The 21003-nt window shown below is 61.4% G+C and carries 18 protein-coding genes; 4 read left to right on the top strand and 14 right to left on the bottom strand.

Annotation, left to right across the window (positions count from 1 at the left end):
* Positions 1 to 173 precede the first annotated feature (173 nt).
* Complete coding sequence (locus ABEA12_RS08805) at positions 174 to 665, top strand: tetratricopeptide repeat protein (protein ID WP_210101529.1); 492 nt, start codon at positions 174 to 176, stop codon at positions 663 to 665.
* Between the two features lie 12 nt (positions 666 to 677).
* Here ABEA12_RS08805 and ABEA12_RS18665 read toward each other — a convergent pair whose 3' ends face one another.
* From ABEA12_RS18665 to ABEA12_RS08795, 3 genes are all read right to left on the bottom strand, one after another.
* Positions 678 to 869, bottom strand: a complete 192-nt coding sequence (locus tag ABEA12_RS18665; protein ID WP_425571760.1) for an HAD family hydrolase — start codon at positions 867 to 869, stop codon at positions 678 to 680.
* Entirely contained in the window at positions 851 to 1021 is a 171-nt protein-coding gene (locus ABEA12_RS08800; protein WP_345467681.1) for a hypothetical protein, read from the bottom strand. The genes ABEA12_RS18665 and ABEA12_RS08800 overlap by 19 nt, the downstream gene beginning before the upstream one ends.
* 410 nt (positions 1022 to 1431) lie before the next feature.
* Positions 1432 to 2595, bottom strand: a complete 1164-nt coding sequence (locus ABEA12_RS08795) for an acyl-CoA dehydrogenase family protein (RefSeq protein WP_210101530.1) — start codon at positions 2593 to 2595, stop codon at positions 1432 to 1434.
* Between the two features lie 263 nt (positions 2596 to 2858).
* Here ABEA12_RS08795 and ABEA12_RS08790 point away from each other — a divergent pair, with 263 nt between their 5' ends.
* Together ABEA12_RS08790 and ABEA12_RS08785 are read left to right on the top strand one after the other, a co-directional pair.
* Positions 2859 to 3491 (top strand): TetR/AcrR family transcriptional regulator, encoded by a 633-nt coding sequence (locus ABEA12_RS08790; protein WP_210101531.1) that lies wholly within the window; start codon positions 2859 to 2861, stop codon positions 3489 to 3491.
* Between the two features lie 37 nt (positions 3492 to 3528).
* Complete coding sequence (locus tag ABEA12_RS08785; protein WP_210101532.1) at positions 3529 to 3993, top strand: GNAT family N-acetyltransferase; 465 nt, start codon at positions 3529 to 3531, stop codon at positions 3991 to 3993.
* Positions 3994 to 4090: 97 nt separating this feature from the next.
* Here the strand turns inward: ABEA12_RS08785 and ABEA12_RS08780 are convergent, their stop codons facing one another.
* The 11 genes from ABEA12_RS08780 to pdhA form a co-directional block, all read right to left on the bottom strand.
* Entirely contained in the window at positions 4091 to 5794 is a 1704-nt protein-coding gene (locus ABEA12_RS08780) for an ABC transporter ATP-binding protein (RefSeq protein ID WP_210101533.1), read from the bottom strand.
* A complete protein-coding gene (locus ABEA12_RS08775) occupies positions 5791 to 6876 on the bottom strand; it encodes an ABC transporter permease (protein ID WP_210101534.1) in 1086 nt (361 codons plus the stop codon). The genes ABEA12_RS08780 and ABEA12_RS08775 overlap by 4 nt, the downstream gene beginning before the upstream one ends.
* Positions 6873 to 8390, bottom strand: a complete 1518-nt coding sequence (locus ABEA12_RS08770; RefSeq protein ID WP_210101535.1) for an ABC transporter permease — start codon at positions 8388 to 8390, stop codon at positions 6873 to 6875. The genes ABEA12_RS08775 and ABEA12_RS08770 overlap by 4 nt, the downstream gene beginning before the upstream one ends.
* Before the next feature lie 118 nt (positions 8391 to 8508).
* Positions 8509 to 10317: an ABC transporter family substrate-binding protein gene (locus ABEA12_RS08765; RefSeq protein WP_210101536.1), complete on the bottom strand. Its 1809-nt coding sequence runs from the start codon at positions 10315 to 10317 to the stop codon at positions 8509 to 8511.
* Positions 10318 to 11072: 755 nt separating this feature from the next.
* Positions 11073 to 12773, bottom strand: coding sequence for an ABC transporter ATP-binding protein (locus ABEA12_RS08760; RefSeq protein WP_210101537.1), 1701 nt, complete (start codon positions 12771 to 12773; stop codon positions 11073 to 11075).
* A gap of 4 nt (positions 12774 to 12777) precedes the next feature.
* Positions 12778 to 13743 carry an ABC transporter permease gene (locus tag ABEA12_RS08755; protein ID WP_425571759.1) on the bottom strand — a complete coding sequence of 322 codons (966 nt, stop codon included), beginning with the start codon at positions 13741 to 13743 and terminating at the stop codon, positions 12778 to 12780.
* Between the two features lie 40 nt (positions 13744 to 13783).
* Positions 13784 to 14710 (bottom strand): ABC transporter permease, encoded by a 927-nt coding sequence (locus tag ABEA12_RS08750; RefSeq protein WP_210101539.1) that lies wholly within the window; start codon positions 14708 to 14710, stop codon positions 13784 to 13786.
* A 166-nt stretch (positions 14711 to 14876) separates the two neighbouring features.
* Complete coding sequence (locus ABEA12_RS08745) at positions 14877 to 16514, bottom strand: peptide ABC transporter substrate-binding protein (RefSeq protein WP_210101540.1); 1638 nt, start codon at positions 16512 to 16514, stop codon at positions 14877 to 14879.
* A gap of 229 nt (positions 16515 to 16743) precedes the next feature.
* The gene (locus tag ABEA12_RS08740; protein ID WP_210101541.1) at positions 16744 to 18144 is read right to left on the bottom strand and encodes a dihydrolipoamide acetyltransferase family protein; all 1401 of its coding nucleotides are present in this window, start codon (positions 18142 to 18144) and stop codon (positions 16744 to 16746) included.
* Positions 18141 to 19148, bottom strand: coding sequence for an alpha-ketoacid dehydrogenase subunit beta (locus ABEA12_RS08735; RefSeq protein ID WP_210101542.1), 1008 nt, complete (start codon positions 19146 to 19148; stop codon positions 18141 to 18143). Before ABEA12_RS08735 ends, ABEA12_RS08740 begins: the two co-directional genes overlap by 4 nt.
* Positions 19145 to 20275 (bottom strand): pyruvate dehydrogenase (acetyl-transferring) E1 component subunit alpha, encoded by a 1131-nt coding sequence (gene pdhA / locus ABEA12_RS08730; protein ID WP_210101543.1) that lies wholly within the window; start codon positions 20273 to 20275, stop codon positions 19145 to 19147. The genes ABEA12_RS08735 and pdhA overlap by 4 nt, the downstream gene beginning before the upstream one ends.
* Positions 20276 to 20460: 185 nt before the next feature.
* Between pdhA and ABEA12_RS08725 the strand changes: the two genes are divergently transcribed.
* Positions 20461 to 20991, top strand: a complete 531-nt coding sequence (locus ABEA12_RS08725) for an Lrp/AsnC family transcriptional regulator (protein WP_210101544.1) — start codon at positions 20461 to 20463, stop codon at positions 20989 to 20991.
* Positions 20992 to 21003: the final 12 nt, after the last annotated feature.

Here is a 21003-nt window from a genome sequence, read left to right as displayed (position 1 = left end):
CCGGCGCGGCCCGTTCAGGACCCGGTAAACTGGAACCCCGTCCCTAGGTATCCTACAAACTTTCCCTGCAGCACGTGGCTGCCATTCCCGGGAACCGGATGCGCCACCGGTATCCCAGGTGTTGGGGAAGGCGCCCGGAAACCCCTACCGCGATGAAACGGCACAATGGATGGATGACACTTGATGAAGAGCTCGACCGGATCTTCGCCGCTCGCGACCGGGAGGACATGCAGCCCACCATCGATGCACTGTTGCCGCTTCTGGAGGAGCACCCGGCAAATGCCCGTGTGCTCTACGAAGTCGGCGGTGCCCACGACACCGCGGGAAACGGGCACACCGCGCGCTCCTACTACGAACAAGCCCTCCGGGCGGGCCTCTCCGGTGATCTGCTGCGCCGATGCTACGTCCAATACGGATCCACGTTGCGCAACCTCGGTGAGTTCGACGGTGCGCTGGATGTCTTCACGCGCGCCCGGCAAGCCTTCCCGGATTCCGCATCCCTGGCGGTGTTCCACGCGATCTCTCTTCACGCCTCCAGCCGCTTGGACGAAGCCGTCGCTTCATTGCTTGAAGTGATAGCCGATGGTGCCGGGTCACCGGAGATTGAACGGTACAAACCAGCCATCGCCGCGAACGCGCGTTACATCCGGTCCCTCGCGGATTGAACGGCTCGATCCTTAACCACTGACGGATCCCGGGCGAACCACGGCATCCACGAGCTGCGCCGTGCTTGCCGCCATACGCGTTGGAGACCCGATGCCCCTTGGCCGTCGAGCTCTCCGCAAAACCCAGCCCGTGTCCAGAGCTGCTGCGTGCTCTCCGGCAACGTCCGCCTGCGGGTGGTCCCCGATCATCCAACCACCGGCCAGGCACCTACCCAGGCGGCGCGCGGCAATCGTGAAGATCTCCGGGGCCGGCTTTTCTCGTCGTCTGCCTCGGAGATCAGCTCGGCATCGACATGGGGGCCAAGCCGGACCGTCTTGATCTTGAGACTTTGCTGCACTGCGGTCCCGGTGGTCACGATACCTACCCTGCCGCCCGATTCACGCGCATTGCATAGTGCCCCCGCAATCGGCCGGCATATTCTCAGCAGCTTCACATGCCCGCAGGGAAGCCGGTCCACAAGGGCTTCGATTGACAGCTCGGTCTTGAACCGCCTCTTGCTGGCCCTTGCCAACGATTCCCTCGGCCTGCAGCCATTGCGGTCGGTAGTGAAAAGCCACGCCGTTTTCGAAGCCGGTATCCCGCGCGAGCGGACGAAGCGCACTGCCCAGTCTTCGAACGCGCCTTCCCTCTGGCTCAAGGTGTTAACGAGGCCCGCCGGTAGCAGCATCCCCCAGCTTGGATGAGCCGACTCCCCCGTTGCGACTCGGGCCACAGTGCCCTCGACCGCAAACACGTTGCTACACCCGCGATAGCTGCCGGCCTGTCCTATAGTCCCAGCGAGCGGGCGATCAGCAGCAACTGCACCTCGGTGGTGCCTTCCCCGATTTCCAGGATCTTCGAATCCCTGTAGTGCCGGGCCACCAGCGTCTCATTCATGAACCCGTAGCCGCCGAAGATCTGCGTGGCGTCGCGTGCGTTGTCCATTGCCGCTTCGCCGGCGACCAGCTTGGCGATGGCGGCCTCTGTCTTGAAGTCCTTGCCGGCAAGCATCCTCGCCGCGGCACAGTAGTAGGCCAGGCGCGAGGTGTGAACACGGGCGGCCATGCGGGCCAACTTGAAGGAGATCCCTTGGTTGGATCCGATGGTGCGGCCAAAGGCGGTGCGGGTCTTGGCGTAGGCCGTTGCCTCGTCCAGGCATCCCTGCGCGGCACCGGTGCCCAGTGCAGCAATGGCGATGCGGCCTTCGTCCAGGATCGAGAGGAAGTTCGCGTACCCACGTCCCTGCTCTCCCAGAAGGTTTTCCTCGGGAACTGTGGCCTCCTCGAAGCGCAGCGGGTGGGTGTCCGAGGCACGCCAGCCGACCTTGTCGTAGGCGGGTTCGACGTTGTACCCGGGGGTTTCACGAGGCACCAGTAGGGTGGATATTTCCTTGGCGGTGGATCCGTCGTCCCGTTTGTGGGTTCCGGTGACGGCGGTGACGGTGACGAGGGTGGAAATATCGGTACCGCTGTTGGTGATGAATTCCTTGGCTCCGTTGATCACCCAGGAGCCGTCCTTCAAGACCGCGGTGGTCGCGGTGCCTCCGGCGTCGGAACCAGCACCTGACTCGGTGAGGCCGAAACCGGCCAGCTCGGTCCCCGCGCACAGGGCCGGAAGCCAGCGCTCCTTCTGTGCTTGGTTGCCGAAGCAGTAGATCGGCATGGCTCCCAGGCTGACGCCGGCCTCCAAGGTGATGGCCACCGACTGGTCAACGCGGGCGAGTTCCTCGATGGCCAGGGACAAGGCGAAGTAGTCCCCTCCCATGCCTCCGAAGTCCTCGCTGAAGGGCAGCCCGAACAGGCCCAGCTCGCCCATCTGTTTCATGACGGAGTAGGGGAAGGAATGCTCGGCATCGTGCTTGGCCGAGACCGGAGCGACGACTTCGTTGGCAAACTCGCGAACCGTCTTGGTGAGCTCTTGGTAGTCCTCGTTAAGTTCCAGGCTGATCATGATCGCCGGTTCCCCTTTCGTTTCTGGGCGTGTATGCCCGCTTGCTGGCCGCCAGCCGTCACTAACGCGGGTTATGCGCCGTGCCGGTGTTGGGCCAAAGCCGGTGCGCGGTGCGATGGCGACCCGCTTGGGCTTTGGCCGGCGACCACGTATTGTTAGTGATCATTAACTGAACTCGAGGGTAGTGGCGTAGCGCACACTTGTCTAGCCTTCGAGGAAGGATAGCCACCGCCGGTTTTTCCCCGGCGTTCGGGACCAGCGGCATGAAGGAGCACCACGGCGTGAAGGGCAGCGGCAAGGACCCGGCAGCAACCGATCGCGAACGTGCCAAGGCTCAACGTCGCGAAGACCTCTTGGCCGAGGCAACCCGGCTTTTTGCCATCCATGGCTACTCCGGGGTCTCGCTCGAGGATCTCGGGGCCGCGTGCGGCATCAGCGGACCGGCCGTATACCGACACTTTTCCGGCAAGCCAGCCGTGCTCACTGCCCTGCTTGTAGGGGTCAGCCAAGACCTGCTCGACGGCGGGGAGCAGGTTGCCAAGACCGGCGGCAACGCCGAACAGGCCCTCAAGGCGCTCATCGCCTTCCACGTGGATTTTGCCCTGGCCAAACCCGACATCATCCAGGTCCAGGACCGGAACCTGGAAACCCTTCCCGCGGCGGAACTGCAATTGGTGCGCAAGCTCCAGCGTGCCTACATCGCCCTGTGGACCGAGCAACTCCACCGGATCCACCCGCAGGAAACCCCTGCGGTCATCAGGTTCCGGGCGCACGCCGCCTTCGGATTACTGAACTCCACCGCTCATTCGGCCCACTCCCCGCGCACTTCGAAGGCAGGTTTGCGCAAACTGCTGAACCAGATGGCGGCATCGGCGTTGTTTACACCGGTAGGCTAGGGATCAGACGACCACCACAACGAGAGAGGCAGTGACCGTGCAGCTACGGCCTTTGCAGCCCGAAGACCTGGATCAGTTCTTCGAACACCAGCAGGACCCCGAAGCCAACCTCATGGCCGCCTTCACGGCCCGGAACCCGGCGGACCGCGGGGTATTCGACCACCACTGGGGTTCGATCGCCAACGACCCGAAGGTCGTTGTGCGCACCATCGAAAGCAACGGCGAGGTCGCCGGTTCCATCTTGGTCTTCGAACACGAGGACATCCCGGAGATCACCTTCTGGATTGCCCGGCGGTTCTGGGGCAAGGGCATCACGACTTCGGCCGTGGATGCCTTCCTGGCCGAGTACGAGGCTCGGCCGTTGCACGCCCGGGTCCCGGAAGACAACATCGGTTCCATCAAGGTCTTGGAACGACGTGGTTTCAAGGTCGTTGACGAGACAGCCGAGTTCTCCCACGCGCGCGCCGCGGTCGTCAAGGAATACGTCATGGAGCTCAACTAGCTCCTGCCATGCGCACCATGCCCCGCATCGAAGGGCAACGAAAAGGCCAGGAACCCCGAACCGGGGATCCTGGCCTATGTCATTGCCCGCGGTGTTCTCAGCTGTCCGGATGCTCCGCAGCCAGCAACAGACGGCGCGCCTCACGGCGTTGGGCCTGTTCCTTTGGTTCCGGGACCGGTGCCGCCGCCAGCAGCCGGCGAGTGTAGTCGTGCTGTGGTGCGTGCAGCACATCGGACACCCTGCCTTGTTCCATCGACTTGCCGTCCTTCATGACGACCACGTTGTGTGCCAGCAGATCCACGACGGCCAGGTCGTGGCTCACGAACAGGCAAGCGAACTCATAACGGACCTGTAGTTCCTGGATCATTTCCAGCACTGCGGCCTGGACGGAGACATCCAACGCACTAGTCGGCTCATCTGCAATGAGCAGTTCCGGGTCAAGGGTCAGCGCACGGGCAATGCATACGCGCTGTCGCTGCCCGCCGGAGAGTTCGTGCGGATAGCGGTTGATCACCGAACGCGGCAGGTGCACTGCATCGAGTAGCTCCTCAGCGCGCTTGATGCGCTCGACGCGGGTGCCGACCTTGTGCACCACCATTGGCTCGGTGATGCAGTCGCCGATCGGGAAGCGTGGATCCAGCGAGGCTGCCGGGTCCTGGAAGATCACCCCGATCTTTGCACGGATCTTCCTCGCGGCCCGTGGGCGAAGCGAGGCAAGGTTGGTGCCCTGGACCGCCAGCACTCCCGAGGCAACGGGCAGCAATCCGAGCACTGCCTTGGCGACGGTGGACTTGCCCGAACCCGATTCGCCCACAATGCCTAGGATCTCCCCGCGCGCAAGTTCGAACGAGACATCATCGACAGCACGGAACTTGGTGCCACGCATATCGTATTCCAGCACCAGGTTCCTGGCTTCGAGCACCAGTTCGCGCTTCGGGTCGATGATATCGGCCGGCTTCGATTCCCAGGTTTCTCCCAATTCAAGGGTTTCCAACCGTGGCACCGAGGCGAGCAGCTTTTGCGTGTACGGGTGCTCGGGGTGGTTGAGCACCTGTTCCACGGTGCCAGTCTCCACTAGCGATCCGCGGAACATCACCGCGACGCGGTCCGCCAGGTCGGCGACCACGCCCATGTTGTGGGTGATCAGCAGGATGCCGGTGTTCAACCTGTCCTTGAGCTCGCGCAGCAAATCCAGGATCTCCGCCTGCACCGTGACATCCAGTGCCGTTGTCGGTTCATCGGCAATGATGACCTTGGGATCGCAGGAGATCGCCATGGCGATCACGACGCGCTGGCGCTGTCCGCCGGAGAACTGGTGGGGGTATTGTTTGATGCGTTTGCCCGGCTCGGGGATGCCTACCATTTCCAGCAGCTCGATCGCCCGCTCGGTTGCTTCGCGGCCATAGGCCAGTCCGTGCAGCTCCAAGGATTCGGTGAGCTGGCGCTCGATGGTCAGCACCGGGTTCAGCGCGGTCATGGGCTCCTGGAATACCATGGCGATCTCCGTGGCGCGCATCTTGCGCATCTTGTTTTCGGCCATGCCAACCACGTTGATCCCACCGACCATTGCCTTGCCGGTGATATAGGCGTTGGGCGGCAGCAGGCCGATGGCAGCGGTAGAGGTCACCGATTTGCCCGAACCAGACTCCCCGACCAGGGCCACGACCTCTCCGGGGTAGACCTCAAGGGATATGCCCTTGACAGCGTGCACGTCGGCGAACTCGGTCTCGAAGGTGACGCTGAGGTTTTCGAACTTCAGCGCAGTTGCGGTTTCGCTGGGCAGCGGAGTAGAGATGCTCATGCGTTGGCCTCTTCCTTCTTCGAGCGGCGTCTGGTCTTTTTGGTCTGCCGCGGATCAAAGGCGTCGCGCAATCCGTCACCCAGGAAGTTCACGCTCAACGCTATCGCCACGATCAGCATGCCCGGCCACCAAAAGAGCCAGGGCCGGTTGGTGAAAGCGTTTTGGTATTGGCTGATCAACAGGCCCAGGGAGGATTCGGGGGCCACAACGCCGAAGCCCAAGTAGCTCAGCGCTGTTTCGAGCAAGATGGCGCCAGCAATCGCGAAGGTCGCGTTGACCACGATCACCCCGATGGTGTTGGGCAGCAGGTGCTTGAAGATCACGCGGCTCGTCTTCGAGCCCATGGCCTGGGCCGCTGCAACGTATTCGCGTTCACGCAGCGAGAGGATCTCCCCGCGCACGAGCCGGGCAAGCCCTGTCCAAGTCAACAGTCCCAGCACGAGTGCCAATGCAAAGATGGATGAGGAGATCGAGCCAGCGAGCTGGCCGAGCACAGCCGCAAGCACCAGCAGCGGGATGACGATGAACAAATCCGTCAGCCGCATTAGGACCTCGTCGACCCAGCCGCGGAAGTATCCCGCGAGCGCACCGACGATGGCTCCGATGAAGGTGGACAGCCCGCCGACGACCACGGCGATGATGATGGATTTCTGGGTGCCGCGCATCACCAAGGCAAAATAGTCCTTGCCAGTGTTGTCCTGGCCGAAGGGGTTCTCGCCAATGTTGATCCCGTTGCCTCCCAGGAAAGTCGGCCAGAGGCTGAGCGTGGGAACCCCGCCGTTGATGACCGTCCCGGACATCATGTAGCTCTTGGACCACCAGCCGGGAATCCCGGCGAAACCGATGGAGGTAAACGCCGTGAGGGTAATGACCACTAGGACCACCGAGGAGATCATGGCCGCTTTGTGGTTAAGGAAGCGACGGCGGACCAGTTGGCTCTGGCTCTTGGACTCGCCTTCCTTGCGGGCCAGTTCCGCGTCCTCTACCTCGACCAAGGAGACGAGCTGTTGATCGTTGGGTGGGGTTTCAGGGTTCATGTCCGATGGACCTCGCAGCTCGTCGTTGTCGCGGTGCTTGCTCATACCCGGATCCTTGGGTCAAGCAGTGCGTAGAAGATGTCGGCGAGCATGTTGAACAGCACGGCCGCGCTTCCGGTCACCAGGAAGAACGCCATGACCGGGGCCGGATCCACGGCCGTCAGCCCGGTCCGGAACATTTCCCCCATGCCCTTCCAACCGAAGACCGCCTCGGTGATCACCGCTCCGCCGATCAGACCGGCGAAGTCGAAGGCGGCGATCGTTGCAATTGGGATCAGCGCGTTGCGAAATGCATGGCGAAAGATCACGGTGCGTTCAGATAACCCCTTCGAGCGAGCGGTCCGGATATAGTCCTGCTGCCCGACCTCGAGCATCGATGAACGCGTGTAGCGCGAATAGGATGCCAGGGAGATGACCGCCAGCAAGATGGTGGGAAGCAACAATTGCGCCCCTCGGTCCAGAAAGATCTCCCAGAAATCCCCGGTGAAGTTCGGGGTCTGGGAACCAATTGTGGCGATCGGACGGGGCTTCAGCGCCAGGAATCCGGGCCAGGCGCGGAAGATGTGGTCAACAACTGTCAATCCGGCAAACACGAAGCCGGTGACTGCGCTGACGGTCATCGCGACCTTACGCAGGCGTCCCCCCATGAAGTACCCAATCGCACCGGGAATGAGGACGGAAAGGATTCCACCAATGACCAGCATTAACGTCGTAGGGCTCTTGAGCATCGAGAAGCTGGCGTAGTAGATGCCCAAGCCCAAGGCAACGGCGATCAAGGCGGGGTAGAGCACCTGCTTATTGCGCACGCCCACCGACACCGCTGTGGCACTCAATGCCACAGCGAGGGACAACAAGACGATGGCGGCTGGCCCAAGTTGAGGGTATCGGAAGAAGTTCAACCACAACAGGTACGGGATGGCCACGCCGATGAACGCCGCAGAGACGATGAAGGTGATCACCCGGCGACGCAAGCTTCCGGCGAGGAAGACCTGCATCACGAAGCCCACCAGCAACGCGATAACAATGATTTGCACCGTTGAGAACGCAGGGTCCTTCATCCAGTCGTTGTATCCAATGGCCATGTATTCCTTGAGCATCACAGCTGCCCAGAAAACCGGAAGAGAGAAGAACAAGAACGTCAGGAACGTGACACCGTAGTCGAGGCCGGAATATTGGCGGATGGCCGTCAGCACACCGATGGCAATGCCGAAGATCGCGGCCAGCACGGTGGCCAGGACGACCAGGCGCATTGTTGATGCAGCTGCCGCCGCCAACATTCCGTTGACTTCGACGCCGTTGATGTTCGTTCCCAGGTCGCATTTGAGCGCAAAGCAACCGGCCACTCCCACGAGCCAGGTCCAGTAGCGCTGATACCACGGCTGGTCCAGGTTCATGTAGTCGCTTCGCTGGGCCATCAGGTAATCGCGGTTATCGGCGATGGACTCACGCAGTCCGGCCAAGGGATCCCCCGAGTTGATGACCAAAACGTAGAGGAGGAAGGAGGCGGCAAGCAGAATGCCGAGGGAGGCAATCAGCCTTTTCGAGATAAATTTCAACACTGCGGGGTTCTTCCCTTTCGGTTTTGGTCCGCCCTTGGAAGTGGGGCTAACAAGGGCGTGTGGGGCACGGCTTGTTGGCCGAACCCCACACTAAGACGCTGGTGTTGCCGGAAGGCAATTACTTAGCGCGGACCCACTGTTCGGCGTTCCAGACGATCTGCGACTGAGTCGCAGTGTGGCGCACGTTCTGGATGTCTGCCGAGGAGGCCGAGAGTCCCGGGTGGGCGAACAGCGGAATACCGAAGAGGTTGTCCCACAGCAGCTTCTCGATCTTCTTGGTTTGTTCCAGGTGAACGGCCGGATCCAAGGAAGAAGCCAAGGTCTTCCAAGCTGCGTCCACTTCCTTGTTGGAGAACTCGCCATAGTTCTGCGGCTTGCCCGTGGCGTAGATGTTCTGACCGGAAGTGATCTGGCCTGAACCTGCCCAGGCGAACAGTGCTACATCATAGTCGCCGCGTTCCTGGGTGCCACCTGGTGCAAAGAACTTCGCGTCCGCTGCGTCAATGACTTCGAAGCCGGCCTGGTCACAAGAGGACTTGATCGTAGCAACCTCATCTGTCCGGCGCGGGTTCGGTGATGAGTAGCCAATGCGCACCTTGGTGCCGACTGCTTTTTGCTCCTCGAGGATTTTCTTGGCGCCTTCGATATCGACGGTGTCGTACTTTCCGCCGTAAGACGCCTCGGTGACTGCTGCGTAGTTCTCCTGGAACGGGAAGACCTCGCGTGCATTGAGCACCTTGGCTTCCGGGTTCAGCGGCTTGATCAGGTTGTCAACGATTTCTTGGCGCGGGACGCACATGGCAAATGCCTGGCGTAGTTCTAGGCTGTCCTTGAAAGCAGCCTTGTCGCGGAAGTTGAAGTCGAGGTGCTCCCAGGTAAGGGTGTCACCCTTCTGGATTTCAACCTGATCTCCGAGTGCTTCGAGCTGCGCCAACGTGTCAACAGTTGGCTGTGGGGCAATGACATCCAGGTCCTTGTTCTGCAGGGCCTGGACCATGGCGCCGTCGTCGGTGAACCGGAAAGTCAACGTCTTGGTGGCTGCCGGTGCGCCATAGTAGTTCTCGTTGGCTTCAAGGGTCACCGACTGTCCTGCGCTCCAGCTCTTGAGCTTGTAGGGGCCTGAGGACGGGATCGAATCAGCGGCCGGCAAGGTGCCTGGTTTGGTGGTCCATCCGGTGTTCCAGAACTCAGCAGCCTTGGTGAGCTTGGAGGCATCCCCTGCACGCGCTGCCTTGACCAGATCATCGGTGCTCATGCCGCCCTGCTTGGCCACGACATGGGCCGGCTGGGCCATCCAGGTCTGGATCTCCCAGTCCGGATCCGGATCCTTGAACGTGACGGTGAATTCCTTGCCCGCCGCGTCACCCTCAGGACCCTTCGGGACCGTGTCTCCGAGGTCTGCTGAAACCGAGTCGAAGAGCTGCGTGCCCTTGGAGTTCTTCAGGTTGGCGTTTTGGGTAGCCCAGGCCAGCACGGCGTCGGCGACAGTGATGGGAGTTCCATCGGACCACTTGGCTTCGTCCTTGATGGTGTATTTGACGGTCAGCGGATCATCGCTGGTCTTTTCGTAGGACACCATGTCCTTGTTGGGGTAAATAGTCCCATCGGTGCCGTAGTAGACGAATCCGGAGAGCACACGGTCCATGATGGCCGAGTTGTACGTGGAGTAGGTCTGAGGGGTCAAATTGTTGTAGCCAATGAACTCCGGTGACCCGACGCTGATCTTGATCTCGCCATCCTGCGTCTTGATGTCGCCAAGGTCCGCGAGGCCTGAGTTCGCAGGCTCAACGCTGTTCGTCCCGGTGCCGGATGCCGACGTTTTGGCTGACTCGCTGGGCGCGTCTCCGCCACCGGGCGCGCACGCCGTCAGTGCCAGTGCGAGAGCAGCGCCAACTGCGACAGCCTTGGAAATACGCTTAACACGCATTTCTCCTCCTAATTAGCTTGATCTTCAGGTAACCGGACTTGCGCCCGAATGCGGTCCATGCAGTGTGCGATGCCCCACACTTTAGAACCATAGCGGTCATTGACCTAGATGGATATAAAAATACCGCTTCACATTTAACGTGTCGCTGAGCACGCCACAGAGAGATGCGGGCCACGTTTCCAACGCCATGGGATGCGCAGTAGAGATCAGCCGCGAAAACTCAAGGATCTGCTTCAGATTGGCATTTGCCAATTACTACCCACAAGTAGATACAGCGTGGTTTCAGCGTTTATAACAGTTTGGAAACATCCGCCTGCCCTGTGGCAAAGTTGCAGGTTTCGCCAGATCTCGGAAATTGCCGCGCAGGGCGGATCCAGATAGCTGTCATGTCAATCAGGTGGGCTTATCTTAGCGTTGCCCTACTGCGGGACGAAAGATCATTAGTCCGGCGGTGGACCAAAGGTCATTCACTTGGAATTTCATAGCCGGATCACCATGGCCTATTGACACGCCCGGCTACGAGACGTGTAGAAGGAGCTTCACGGCGACTTTGTGCCGAAAAGCGCCACCGGGCCGACCCGAAGAATTGCTCCCGCACATTCATCCTGCGGGGCCCATTGGAACAAAGCTCCCTTGGTGGGTCACCACCCCGCGAACGCTGAAGAGCCGTTAACGAGCAACGGGGATGGAGCAAGCCGTCGCTTGTTCCATCCCCGTTGCAGCTCCCCCTAATGCCAAGGGAAGCGCATACTTCTTTAGATCAACAAGGTTGCCCCGGGAATGGCCCTGAGCAAGTTGTCCGTGTACTCGGTCTGCGGGTTGTTGAAGACCGAGTCGGTCGTGGAATGTTCCACTATCCGACCGTCTTGCATCACACATACGTCATCGGCGATCTGGCGTACCACTGCCAAGTCGTGCGTGATGAACAGGTAGGTCAGGTTCAAATCCTCCTGCAACTTGTTGAGCAGGTTCAGGATCTGCGCCTGCACCAGCACGTCCAGGGCGGAGACGGCCTCGTCGCAAATGATCACTTCCGGGTTCAACGCCAGTGCCCGCGCGATCGCAATGCGCTGGCGCTGTCCCCCAGAGAGCTCGTTGGGGAACCGGTGCATGGTGGAGGAGGGCATTTGGACCTGCTCCAGGAGCTCCTTCACACGGTTCTGCCGGGACTTCGAATTGCCGATCCCGTGGATGCGCAATGGCTCCTCGATGGTTCGGTAGATGCTGTACATCGGATCCAAGGAACCGTAAGGGTCCTGGAAGATCGGTTGCACCCGACGCCGGAACTTGAACAGCTCGCGTTCGCTGCGGTCGGTCATCACCTGTCCGTCGAAGGTGATGAACCCCGAAGTGGGTTCCAGCAGGCTCAGCACCATCTGCGCGACAGTGGACTTGCCCGAACCGGACTCCCCTACGATCGCCGTGGTGGTACCGCGTTTAACCGAAAAGGACACATTGTCCACCGCGGTGAAGTCCACACTGCGCCCAAGCCCCTTGCGGATTTTGAACACCTTAGTGAGGTCCTTGACCTTCAGGATCTCATCGCCGGTGGTCACCGGCTCGGTCTTGACCACGGCATTGATGTCCTCGGCGACCTCGGTTGGCTTCGATTGCAGGCGCTTGGAAGCCAGTGAAGGTGCTGCGGCGACGAGACGCTGCGTGTAGGGGTGGCGCGGGTTGCGCAGGATCTCGAGTGCTGGGCCGGCTTCCACCACCTGGCCCTTGTACATCACCACGATCTTCTCCGCGCGCTCTGCAGCGAGCCCGAGGTCGTGGGTGATCAACAACACCGCGGTACCCAGTTCACTGGTCATGGTGTCCAGGTGATCCAAGATCTGCTGCTGCACCGTGACATCCAGTGCGCTGGTCGGCTCGTCGGCAATCAATAGGCGCGGACGACAGGCCAACCCGATGGCGATGAGCGCGCGTTGGCGCATGCCGCCGGAAAATTCGTGCGGGTACTGTCCCGCACGTGTTGCCGCGTCAGGGAGTCCGGCCTCGGCCAGGACCTCCGCCACGCGTTCGTTGGAGTTGCTTCCCGCCAAACCGTTGGCCTTGAGGGTTTCCTTGACCTGGAACCCGATCTTCCACACCGGATTGAGGTTGGACATCGGGTCCTGCGGAACCATGCCGATGGAACTGCCGCGCAGCTCGACGATCCGCTTCGGGGTGGGGTGAGTGATGTCCTCACCGTCGAAAATGATCTGGCCGCCGGTGACCTTGCCGTTGCCTGGCAGAAGCCCGATGGCGGCAAGCGCCGTGGTGGACTTGCCTGAGCCCGACTCCCCCACGATGGCCACGGTTTCACCGGGCATCACGGTCAACCGACCGTTGCGCACCGCATGGACCGGGCCCTCGGGGGTCGAAAAGGTGATCGCCAGGTCCTTGATTTCAAGCAATGGACGGTCTGCATCTGTTGTTACGCTCACGGATGGTTCCTTCGATGGTTCATTCATGGTGCTATCCCTTCCGTGACTTGGGGTCCAGCGCGTCGCGAACCGCATCGCCGAGCATGATGAAGCTCAACACCGTGATGGACAGCGCCAGCGCCGGCCACATGAGGATTCCCGGATTGTTACGCAGCGAGATCTGGGCATCGGAGATGTCTCTGCCCCAGCTCATGATGCTCGGGGGAAGCCCGACACCGAGGAAGGACAGCGTCGCCTCGGCAACGATGAAGATGCCTAGGGAAATGGTCGCGATCACGATGACCGGAGCCAGTGAATTGGGCACCACGTGCTTGACCAGGGTCTTGAACTTGGACAACCCCAGGGAACGGGAGGCCATGACATAGTCCGAGCTCTTGGCCTCGATCACCGAGCCGCGGGTGATGCGCGCCATCTGCGGCCAGCCGAAGATCGTTAAGGTGATGATGACGGTCCACATGCTCTTGTTGTCCCGAAATGCGGGCAACTGCATGATGATGATTGCACCCAGGATCAGCGGGAGGGCGAAGAAGATATCGGTCAGGCGGGCCAGAATGGCATCGAGCCAGCCGCCATAGTATCCGGCCAGAGCGCCGAAGGTCCCTCCGATGATGATCACGCCGATGGTGGTGAACAAGCCAACCAGCACTGAGGCCTGGGTGCCGTAGATCAATCGCGAGTAGATATCGCAGCCTAAGAAGGTGAAGCCCAGGGGATGTCCTTCGGCAGGGCCTTTCCGGGCGAAATTCAAATCGCAGGCACGGGGATCACCCGAGGTAAAGAGGCTCGGGAACACCGCAACCACAATGACCAAGATGATCAGGAAGGCGGAGATGATGAAGAGCGGTTGCGTGCGAAGCGAACGCCACGCCTGGTTCCACATACTCAGCGGGGCCGAGGTCTCGTCGACCTTGTCGACGGTCTGCAGCGGAGTTTCCTCGAGCGGGGCAACGAAGTGCTCGATCCGGCGGTGGGAGACTTTTCCTGCACGGATGCGCAAGTTCGGCTCGTTCGGCTCAATGATTTCTGGAGTTGGGTTATCAGGCAAGGCGAATCCTTGGGTCAAGCCACGCGTAGAGCAAATCAACGACGAGGTTAGCGAGAACAAAGACAAGCACGAGAACGCTGACGACGGCCACGATCGTTGCGCTTTCGCCCTTGAGTATTGCTTGGTACAGCAGGTTACCGACACCGGGTACGTTGAAGATGCCCTCGGTGACGATCGCGCCACCCATGAGGGCTCCAAGGTCGGCGCCCAGGAACGTCACCACTGGGATCAGCGAGTTGCGCAGGATGTGCACCACGACGACGCGTCGGCGGCTCAGGCCCTTGGCTGTTGCGGTCCGCACGTAATCGGCTTGCTTGTTTTCGATGATGGAGGTTCGAGTCAGGCGGATCACGTAAGCCAAAGAGACCAGCCCCAGTACAACGGCCGGAAGCACCAAGTCTCCCCAGGAGGCACCGGAACTCACCGTCGGTTTCGCCCAGCCAAGCTTGACTCCAACCACGAACTGGAGCACGAAGCCAAGGACGAAGGTCGGAACGGCGATGACCAGCAGCGAGGCGATCAAGACGGTCGAGTCGAAGAGCTTGCCCTTGCGCAGCCCGGCGAAAACGCCGAAGATTACGCCAAAGATCGCTTCGATCGCCAATGCCATGACGGCTAGGCGCGCGGTGACGGGCAGGGCACGACCGATTACATCGGAGACCGCCTGGCCAGAGAAGGTCTGGCCCAGGTCGAAGGTGACGAGGTTCTTAAGGTACATGCCGTACTGCACCCAGAAGGGCTGGTCCAGGTTGTACTGGGCGCGCAGCGCGGATTCAACGGCCGGGCTCATTGGCTTGCCGCCGGAGAGCGCAGCGATCGGATCGCCGGGAGTGGCAAAGACCAAGAAATAAACCAGCAGCGTCGCCCCGAAGAACACGGGGATCAGCTGCAGGATTCTCTTGAGGGTAAACATGATCATGGAACTGCCACCGTGGGTGTCGTTGGTGTGATCGAAGCGATCAAGGGACTACTCCTTGTTAGGAAGTGTTGGGAGTTGGGAACGGTTTGTTGCCCTATCACGCGAGGAAGGGGGACCCTTGGTGGGGTCCCCCTTTCTCGCGTGTCAGATCAAGATGCAGGAAGGCTTACTTACCGACAATGGTGTTGTAAACCGGAACGCCGTTCCAACCGAACTTCACGTCGGAGACATTCTGGCTCCAGCCGCCCTGGACTGCCTGGTACCACAGCGGCACGACCGGCAGGTCCTTGAGCAGGATCTCCTGGGCCTCGTTGAAGAGCTTGTTGCCTTCGTCCACGGAAGTCGCGGAAAGGCCCTCCGCCAGCTTCTTGTCCAACTCGGGGTTCGAGTAGTCCCCGTCGTTGGATCCTGCCCCGGTACCGTAGAGCGGGCCGAGGAAGTTGTACAGCGACGGGTAGTCAGCCTGCCAGCCTGCACGTGATGCACCGGTGAGCTTCTTGTCCCCGACCAGCGTGCGCATTTCCTTGAACGTCGGAATCGGGTTCAGCTCTGCCTTGATTCCCAACGTGTTGGAAATCTGGTTGGCCATGGCCGTGATGTATTCCTTATTGCCCGCGCCATCGATGTTCGAGGTAATGGTGAAAGCCTTGCCTTCGGGCCACTTGTCCATCTTGTCGGCCTTGTCCCACAGTTCCTTGGCCTTGGCAGCGTCAAAGGACAGTACATCGTTGCCCTCTAGGGAATCGGAGTAGCCATCGAGCACCGGCGAGGTGAATTCCTTGGCGACTTCCTTGCCACCGAAGAAGATGTTGTCGATGATCTGCTGACGGTCGATGGCCATCGAAATCGCCTGGCGACGCATCTGGCCGGCTTCACCCTTGAACTCCGGTAGGTAGCTCGGGATCGTCATGGTCGCATTGCCGGCATAGGCCTGGTTAACCCAACGGTCACCCAGGTCGCCCTTGTAGTTCTGCAGGGCGCTCGGCGGGATCTGGTCCAGCACGTCGAGGTTTTCGGCCAGAAGATCCTGGTAGGCAGCATCGAAGTTGCTGTAGATCTTGAACGTCACGCCACCGTTGACCGGTTCGCGTGGACCAGCATAGTCCTCGTTGGGAACGAGTTCGATGGAAACGTTGTGCTTCCAGCCACCTTCGGCCAACTTGTAGGGACCGTTTCCTGCCGGCATCTCGCCGAAGGCCTTCGGGTCATCGAATGCGGCCTGCGGCAGCGGGTAGAAAGCCGTATAGCCCAGGCGGAGCGGGAAGTCGGACTCGGCGCGGCTGAGTTCAACGGTGAAGGTCTGGTCGTCAACGACCTTCAGGCCTTCCATGGTGTCCTCGGTCGCGCCCTCGGCACTGACCTTGTCGAAGCCCTTGATGGACTCAAAGAAGTACGAGTTCAGCTGTGCGTTCTTGGCTGCTGCGCCGAAGTTCCAGGCGTCAACGAAGGAATTGGCGGTAATGGGATCGCCGTTGGTGAACTTCGCGCCCGATTTGATCTTGATCGTGTACTTCTGGGCATCTTCGGTTTCAATCGACTCGGCCAGTTCGTTGACCGGCTTGCCATCGAGGTCGTAACTGACCAGACCGGTGAAGAGCAGGTCCATGACACGCCCGCCACCGACTTCGTTGGTATTCGCCGGCAGCAGGCCGTTCTGTGGTTCGGTCGAGTTGGCCGTAATGATCTTCGACTTGTCGCCGCCGCCATTTTCGCCGGCGTTGTCGCCGCCGCCGCCACACGCGGTCAGGGTCAGGGCAAGAGCTGCCGAAAGCACCAGTGCTTTCGAAGTGCGGTTGTAACGCATACGTTCTCCTCAACGAGTTGTCGGCCAGCGGGAACGGTTTTCACACTTCGCCGACCTTTGGTGAGTCTCATCACTCATAGGTGAGACTACTCATAAATCTCTGAAACAACCAATGAACGACTGCTTCCATGCAGAATCTTTATGAAGTTGCAACAAAAAATCACGTATTGCTGTTGATCATTCATTCTCAATCCCGGGTAACCACGGTGTTTCCCGGGATTCGACTACTTCAAATCAAGCCCATAAGCATCCCCGGGTCCTCCAGGATCCCTCCGACCTCCGCCAGGAAGGATGCACCCTGCTCTCCGTCGACTAAACGGTGGTCGAATGAAAGCGAAAGCGCCATCACCTGCCGCAAGGCAATCTCATCCTGGTACTCCCACGGCATCTTGCGCACCTGGCCCACCGCAAGGATCCCGGCTTGTCCCGGAGGCAGGATCGGGGTTCCCGCATCGATGCCAAAGACACCCACGTTGCTGATGCTGAAGGTGCCCCCGGTCAGCTGGGGCGGGGTGATGGTTCCCTCGCGGGCAGCGTGTGTCAGGTCCCCGGCAGCCGCGGCAAGCGCGGCCAGGTCCATCCGTTGCGCCCCATGCACCACCGGGACCATCAATCCACGCTCCGTCGCCGCGGCAAGGCCTAGGTTCACGTGGCCGAACTCGATGATTTCCCTGTTTTCACCGTCCCATTGCGAATTCAGGGCGCGGTGCCGGGCCAAGGACAGCGTGACCACCTTGGCCACCAGCGATGTCACGGTGAGCTTCACCCCGGCAAAGCGCTTCGAGGCACGCAAGCGTTCAAGCAGCGCCATGGTCTCGGTGACATCGACACTAAGGAACACCGTGACGTGAGGAGCGGTGAAGGCGCTGGCGACCATGGCAGCGGCGGTTGCCTTGCGCACGCCCCGGATCGGCGTGCGGGTATCCCCCGAGCTTGGCGCTGGTGCTGGTGCTGCTTTCGCATTCTTCGACGATGTAGACCTATCAGGGGAGGTCTCCCCGGGCGCCGCGTGCATGACATCCTCGCGGGTGATCAACCCTTTGGTTCCGGTGCCTTGGACCGATTGAAGGTCGATGCCGCGGTCCCTGGCAAGCTTGCGAACCGGTGGGCTTGACCGAAGGTGGCCGATCCCTCGGGACGCTTCGGCCCTGGTTTCGGCCTCCACTTCATCGGTGGCCTGGACAGGCGGGGCTGCGGCCGCCGATCCAACCGGTTCGTCATTGAGCGGGCTCTGTGCCGATACCGCGCCGGTGCGCCGTGCCCTTCGCGCCGGCCGGCCGGAGGATTCGGTGGGGGCGCCGTATCCGACGAGGGTCGGCTGCGGTTTCTCCGCACCGGCATCCGCCCTTGGGGCTTCCGGCGAAGAGGTACCGGGGGCCTGGGCCACCTCAAAGGAAACGATGGGTTTGCCGACGTTCACCACGGCGCCGACCGGCTCGTAGAGCTTCTTGACCACGCCGGAAAACGGCGAGGGAAGTTCCACCACGGCCTTGGCCGTTTCGACCTCGGCAATGACCTGGTTCAGTTCCACCGTGTCACCCTCAGCTACGCGCCAGGAGAGGATCTCAGATTCCGTCAGGCCCTCGCCCAGGTCGGGAAGGTTGAAAAGTTTCTCCATGGTGATGCTCATCCGTCCTCTCCCCGCAGGGGAGAATTGCGCCGCAAGGCCCGATCGACCCCGTCAAGGATCCGGTCAAGGTCAGGCAGGTGATGGGACTCGAGCTTCGCCGGCGGGTAGGGGATGTCGAAGCCGGTGACGCGCACCGGAGCGTGGTCGAGGTGGTCGAAGCAGCGTTCGGTCAGGCTTGCGGCGAGTTCGGCCCCCACGCCGCCAAACTTGCCGGCCTCGTGGGTGATCAGGACCCGTCCGGTCTTGCGGACCGAGGCGCTTAGCGTTGTGAAGTCCACCGGTTCGATGCTGCGCAGGTCAATGACCTCGATGTCGATGCCTTCGTCCTTGGCAGCATCGGCGGCATCCATTGCCGTTTTCACCAATGGCCCGTAGGCGATCAGCGTCAGGTCCGTGCCTTCACGCACCACATGGGCACGGTAGAGCGATTCCGGGTCGGGATTCAGCTCCGTATCGACCTCGCCACGCATGTGGTAGCGGCGCTTGGGCTCCAGGAAGATCACCGGGTCGTCGTCCGCGATGGCCTGGGCGAGCATGGTGTAAGCGTCCTGCGGGTTGGACGGGGCGACGACGCGAAGCCCCGCCGTGTGCGCGAAATAGGCTTCGGGAGACTCGGAGTGGTGCTCGGGTGAACCGATGCCCCCGCCGAAGGGAATGCGGATGGTCACCGGAAGCTTGACCTTGCCGCGAGAGCGGAAGTGCATCTTGGCCAACTGGGAGACGATCTGGTCAAAGGCCGGGTAGACGAATCCGTCAAACTGGATTTCCACCACCGGGCGGTAGCCGCGGAAGGCCAACCCGATGGCCGTTCCCACGATGCCGGATTCGGCAAGCGGGGTGTCGATGACCCGGTGTGCACCGAAGTCCTTCTGCAATCCGTCGGTGATGCGGAAGACGCCGCCGAGCTTGCCGATGTCCTCGCCCATGAGCACGACCTTTTGATCGCGTTCCATCGATGCGCGCAGCGAGGAGTTCAGTGCCTGGGAGAAAGTGAGGGTGCTCATGACCGTGCCTCCGTTTCCTCTGCGAAGCCCGCAAGGTAATCCGCGTAGTTCTCTCGTTGTTCCTCAAGCCACGGGTGGGAGTGGCTGTAGACGTTGGAAAAGAGGTCGTCGACCGAGGGCTCGGGCATCGTGGTGATCGCCTCGCGCAGTCCGGCGGCCATGTCGTTGGTTGCCGTGGCCGTGCGTTCCTTCAACTCGCCCAGGTCGGTTCCCAGGGTGTCCAGGTGGGCGGCGATTCGATCCAGCGGGTCCTTGGCAGCCCATTGTTCGAGCTCGAGGGCGTCGCGGTAGCGGGTGGGGTCATCGGCGGTGGTGTGTGCACCCATCCGGTAGGTGACCGCTTCGATGAATGCCGGGCCGCTGCCGGTGCGCACATGGGCCAGGGCCGCGCGGGTGGCTGCCATGACGGCGATGACGTCGTTGCCGTCGACCCGCCAGGTGGCCAGGCCGAAGCCCTTGGCCCGATCAGCGATGTATCCCACCGACTGGGTGCTCACCGGTTCGGAGATGGCCCAATGGTTGTTTTGGCAGAAGAACACCAGCGGCGCCTGGTAACTGGCGGCGAAGACCATCGCCTCGGAGACGTCACCCTGGCTGGTGGCCCCGTCACCGAAGTAGGTGATGGCCGCGGCGGAAGAGCCATCGAACTTCAGTCCCATAGCGTAGCCGGCGGCATGCAGCGTCTGGGCGCCGATGACGATTTGCTGGTTGGCGATGTTGACCTCGTAGGGGTTCCAGCCGCTGGGGGCCGCCCCGCGCCACATGCGCAAAAGGTCGTGCGGGTCTACGCCGCGGCAGTAGGCCACCCCGTGCTCGCGGTAGGAGGGGAAGATGAAATCCTCATGCTCCAGTGCGCGTCCGGAGCCGATCTGCGCGGCTTCCTGGCCCAGCAAAGGGGCCCAGAGCCCCAGCTCGCCCTGGCGTTGAAGGGCGGTGCCTTCGTTGTCCAGGCGGCGGATGCAGGCCATGTCGATGTAAAGCTTTTCCAGGGCGGGCGCATCAAGGTCCTGTACCCATTGATCAAGTTCGGGGCATGGCCGGCGGGTTCCGTCCGGGGCAATGACCTGGAGGTAGGGCTCGGCACCCTCGGGGGCCGAAGAGTCAAACGTGGTGGACACGATCAGCATCCTTTGCGTCGATGGCGATTGAAGGTCCGGCGTCCTTGTGGGACATCGTTGACCTGCGGCTTCGGCCTCATCGCCGTCGCTTACCTGTGATGCTACTCACGTAAAGCAGTGCGCACAATCCTTGGCTCTCAAATTGAGCAACCTGCACTATCCATGGCCTCCAAGCGGTGCTAATATTGCGCATTATGCAACAACTTGACGTCAATGACGTGCGCATCCTTGACGCGATGTGCCAGAACCCCAAGGCCAGCGCCGTGGCACTGGCCTCCGTACTGTCGCTGAGCCGCAACACCGTGCAGGCCCGCCTCGTCAGGCTGGAATCCAACGGGGCGCTGCTTCCCTTTGAGCAACGGGTGAACCCCGCCGTGCTGGGCTTCGGGTTGGTCAGCTTCGTGCACATCCACGTGCAACAGCGTCTGCTGGGGGAAATCGTAAGGCAGCTGGTGCTGATCCCGGAGATCATCGAAGCCCACGGCGTCACCGGCGCGGCCGATATCCTTGCCCGCGTGGTGGCGGGAAGTGCCGAGGAGCTCTTCAAGGTCAACGGGCAGATCCTGTCAATCGAAGGCGTCGAACGCGCGGACACCTCGCTGTCCATGGCCGAGCTCATCCCCCGCCGCACCACCTCACTGATCGACCTGCACCTGAATGGCGGGCGGGAGCAGGCGCCGGAGCAAGACGCCGCACACGAAGCAGGCACCCTCTCCGCCCGATGAGGCTCTGGGCCC

Source organism: Paeniglutamicibacter antarcticus (assembly GCF_039544305.1).
In the GTDB taxonomy this organism is placed as follows: Bacteria; Actinomycetota; Actinomycetes; order Actinomycetales; family Micrococcaceae; genus Paeniglutamicibacter; species Paeniglutamicibacter antarcticus_C.
Note: the sequence above shows the minus strand (reverse complement) of the source record. Positions and strands in the feature narration are given on the sequence as shown.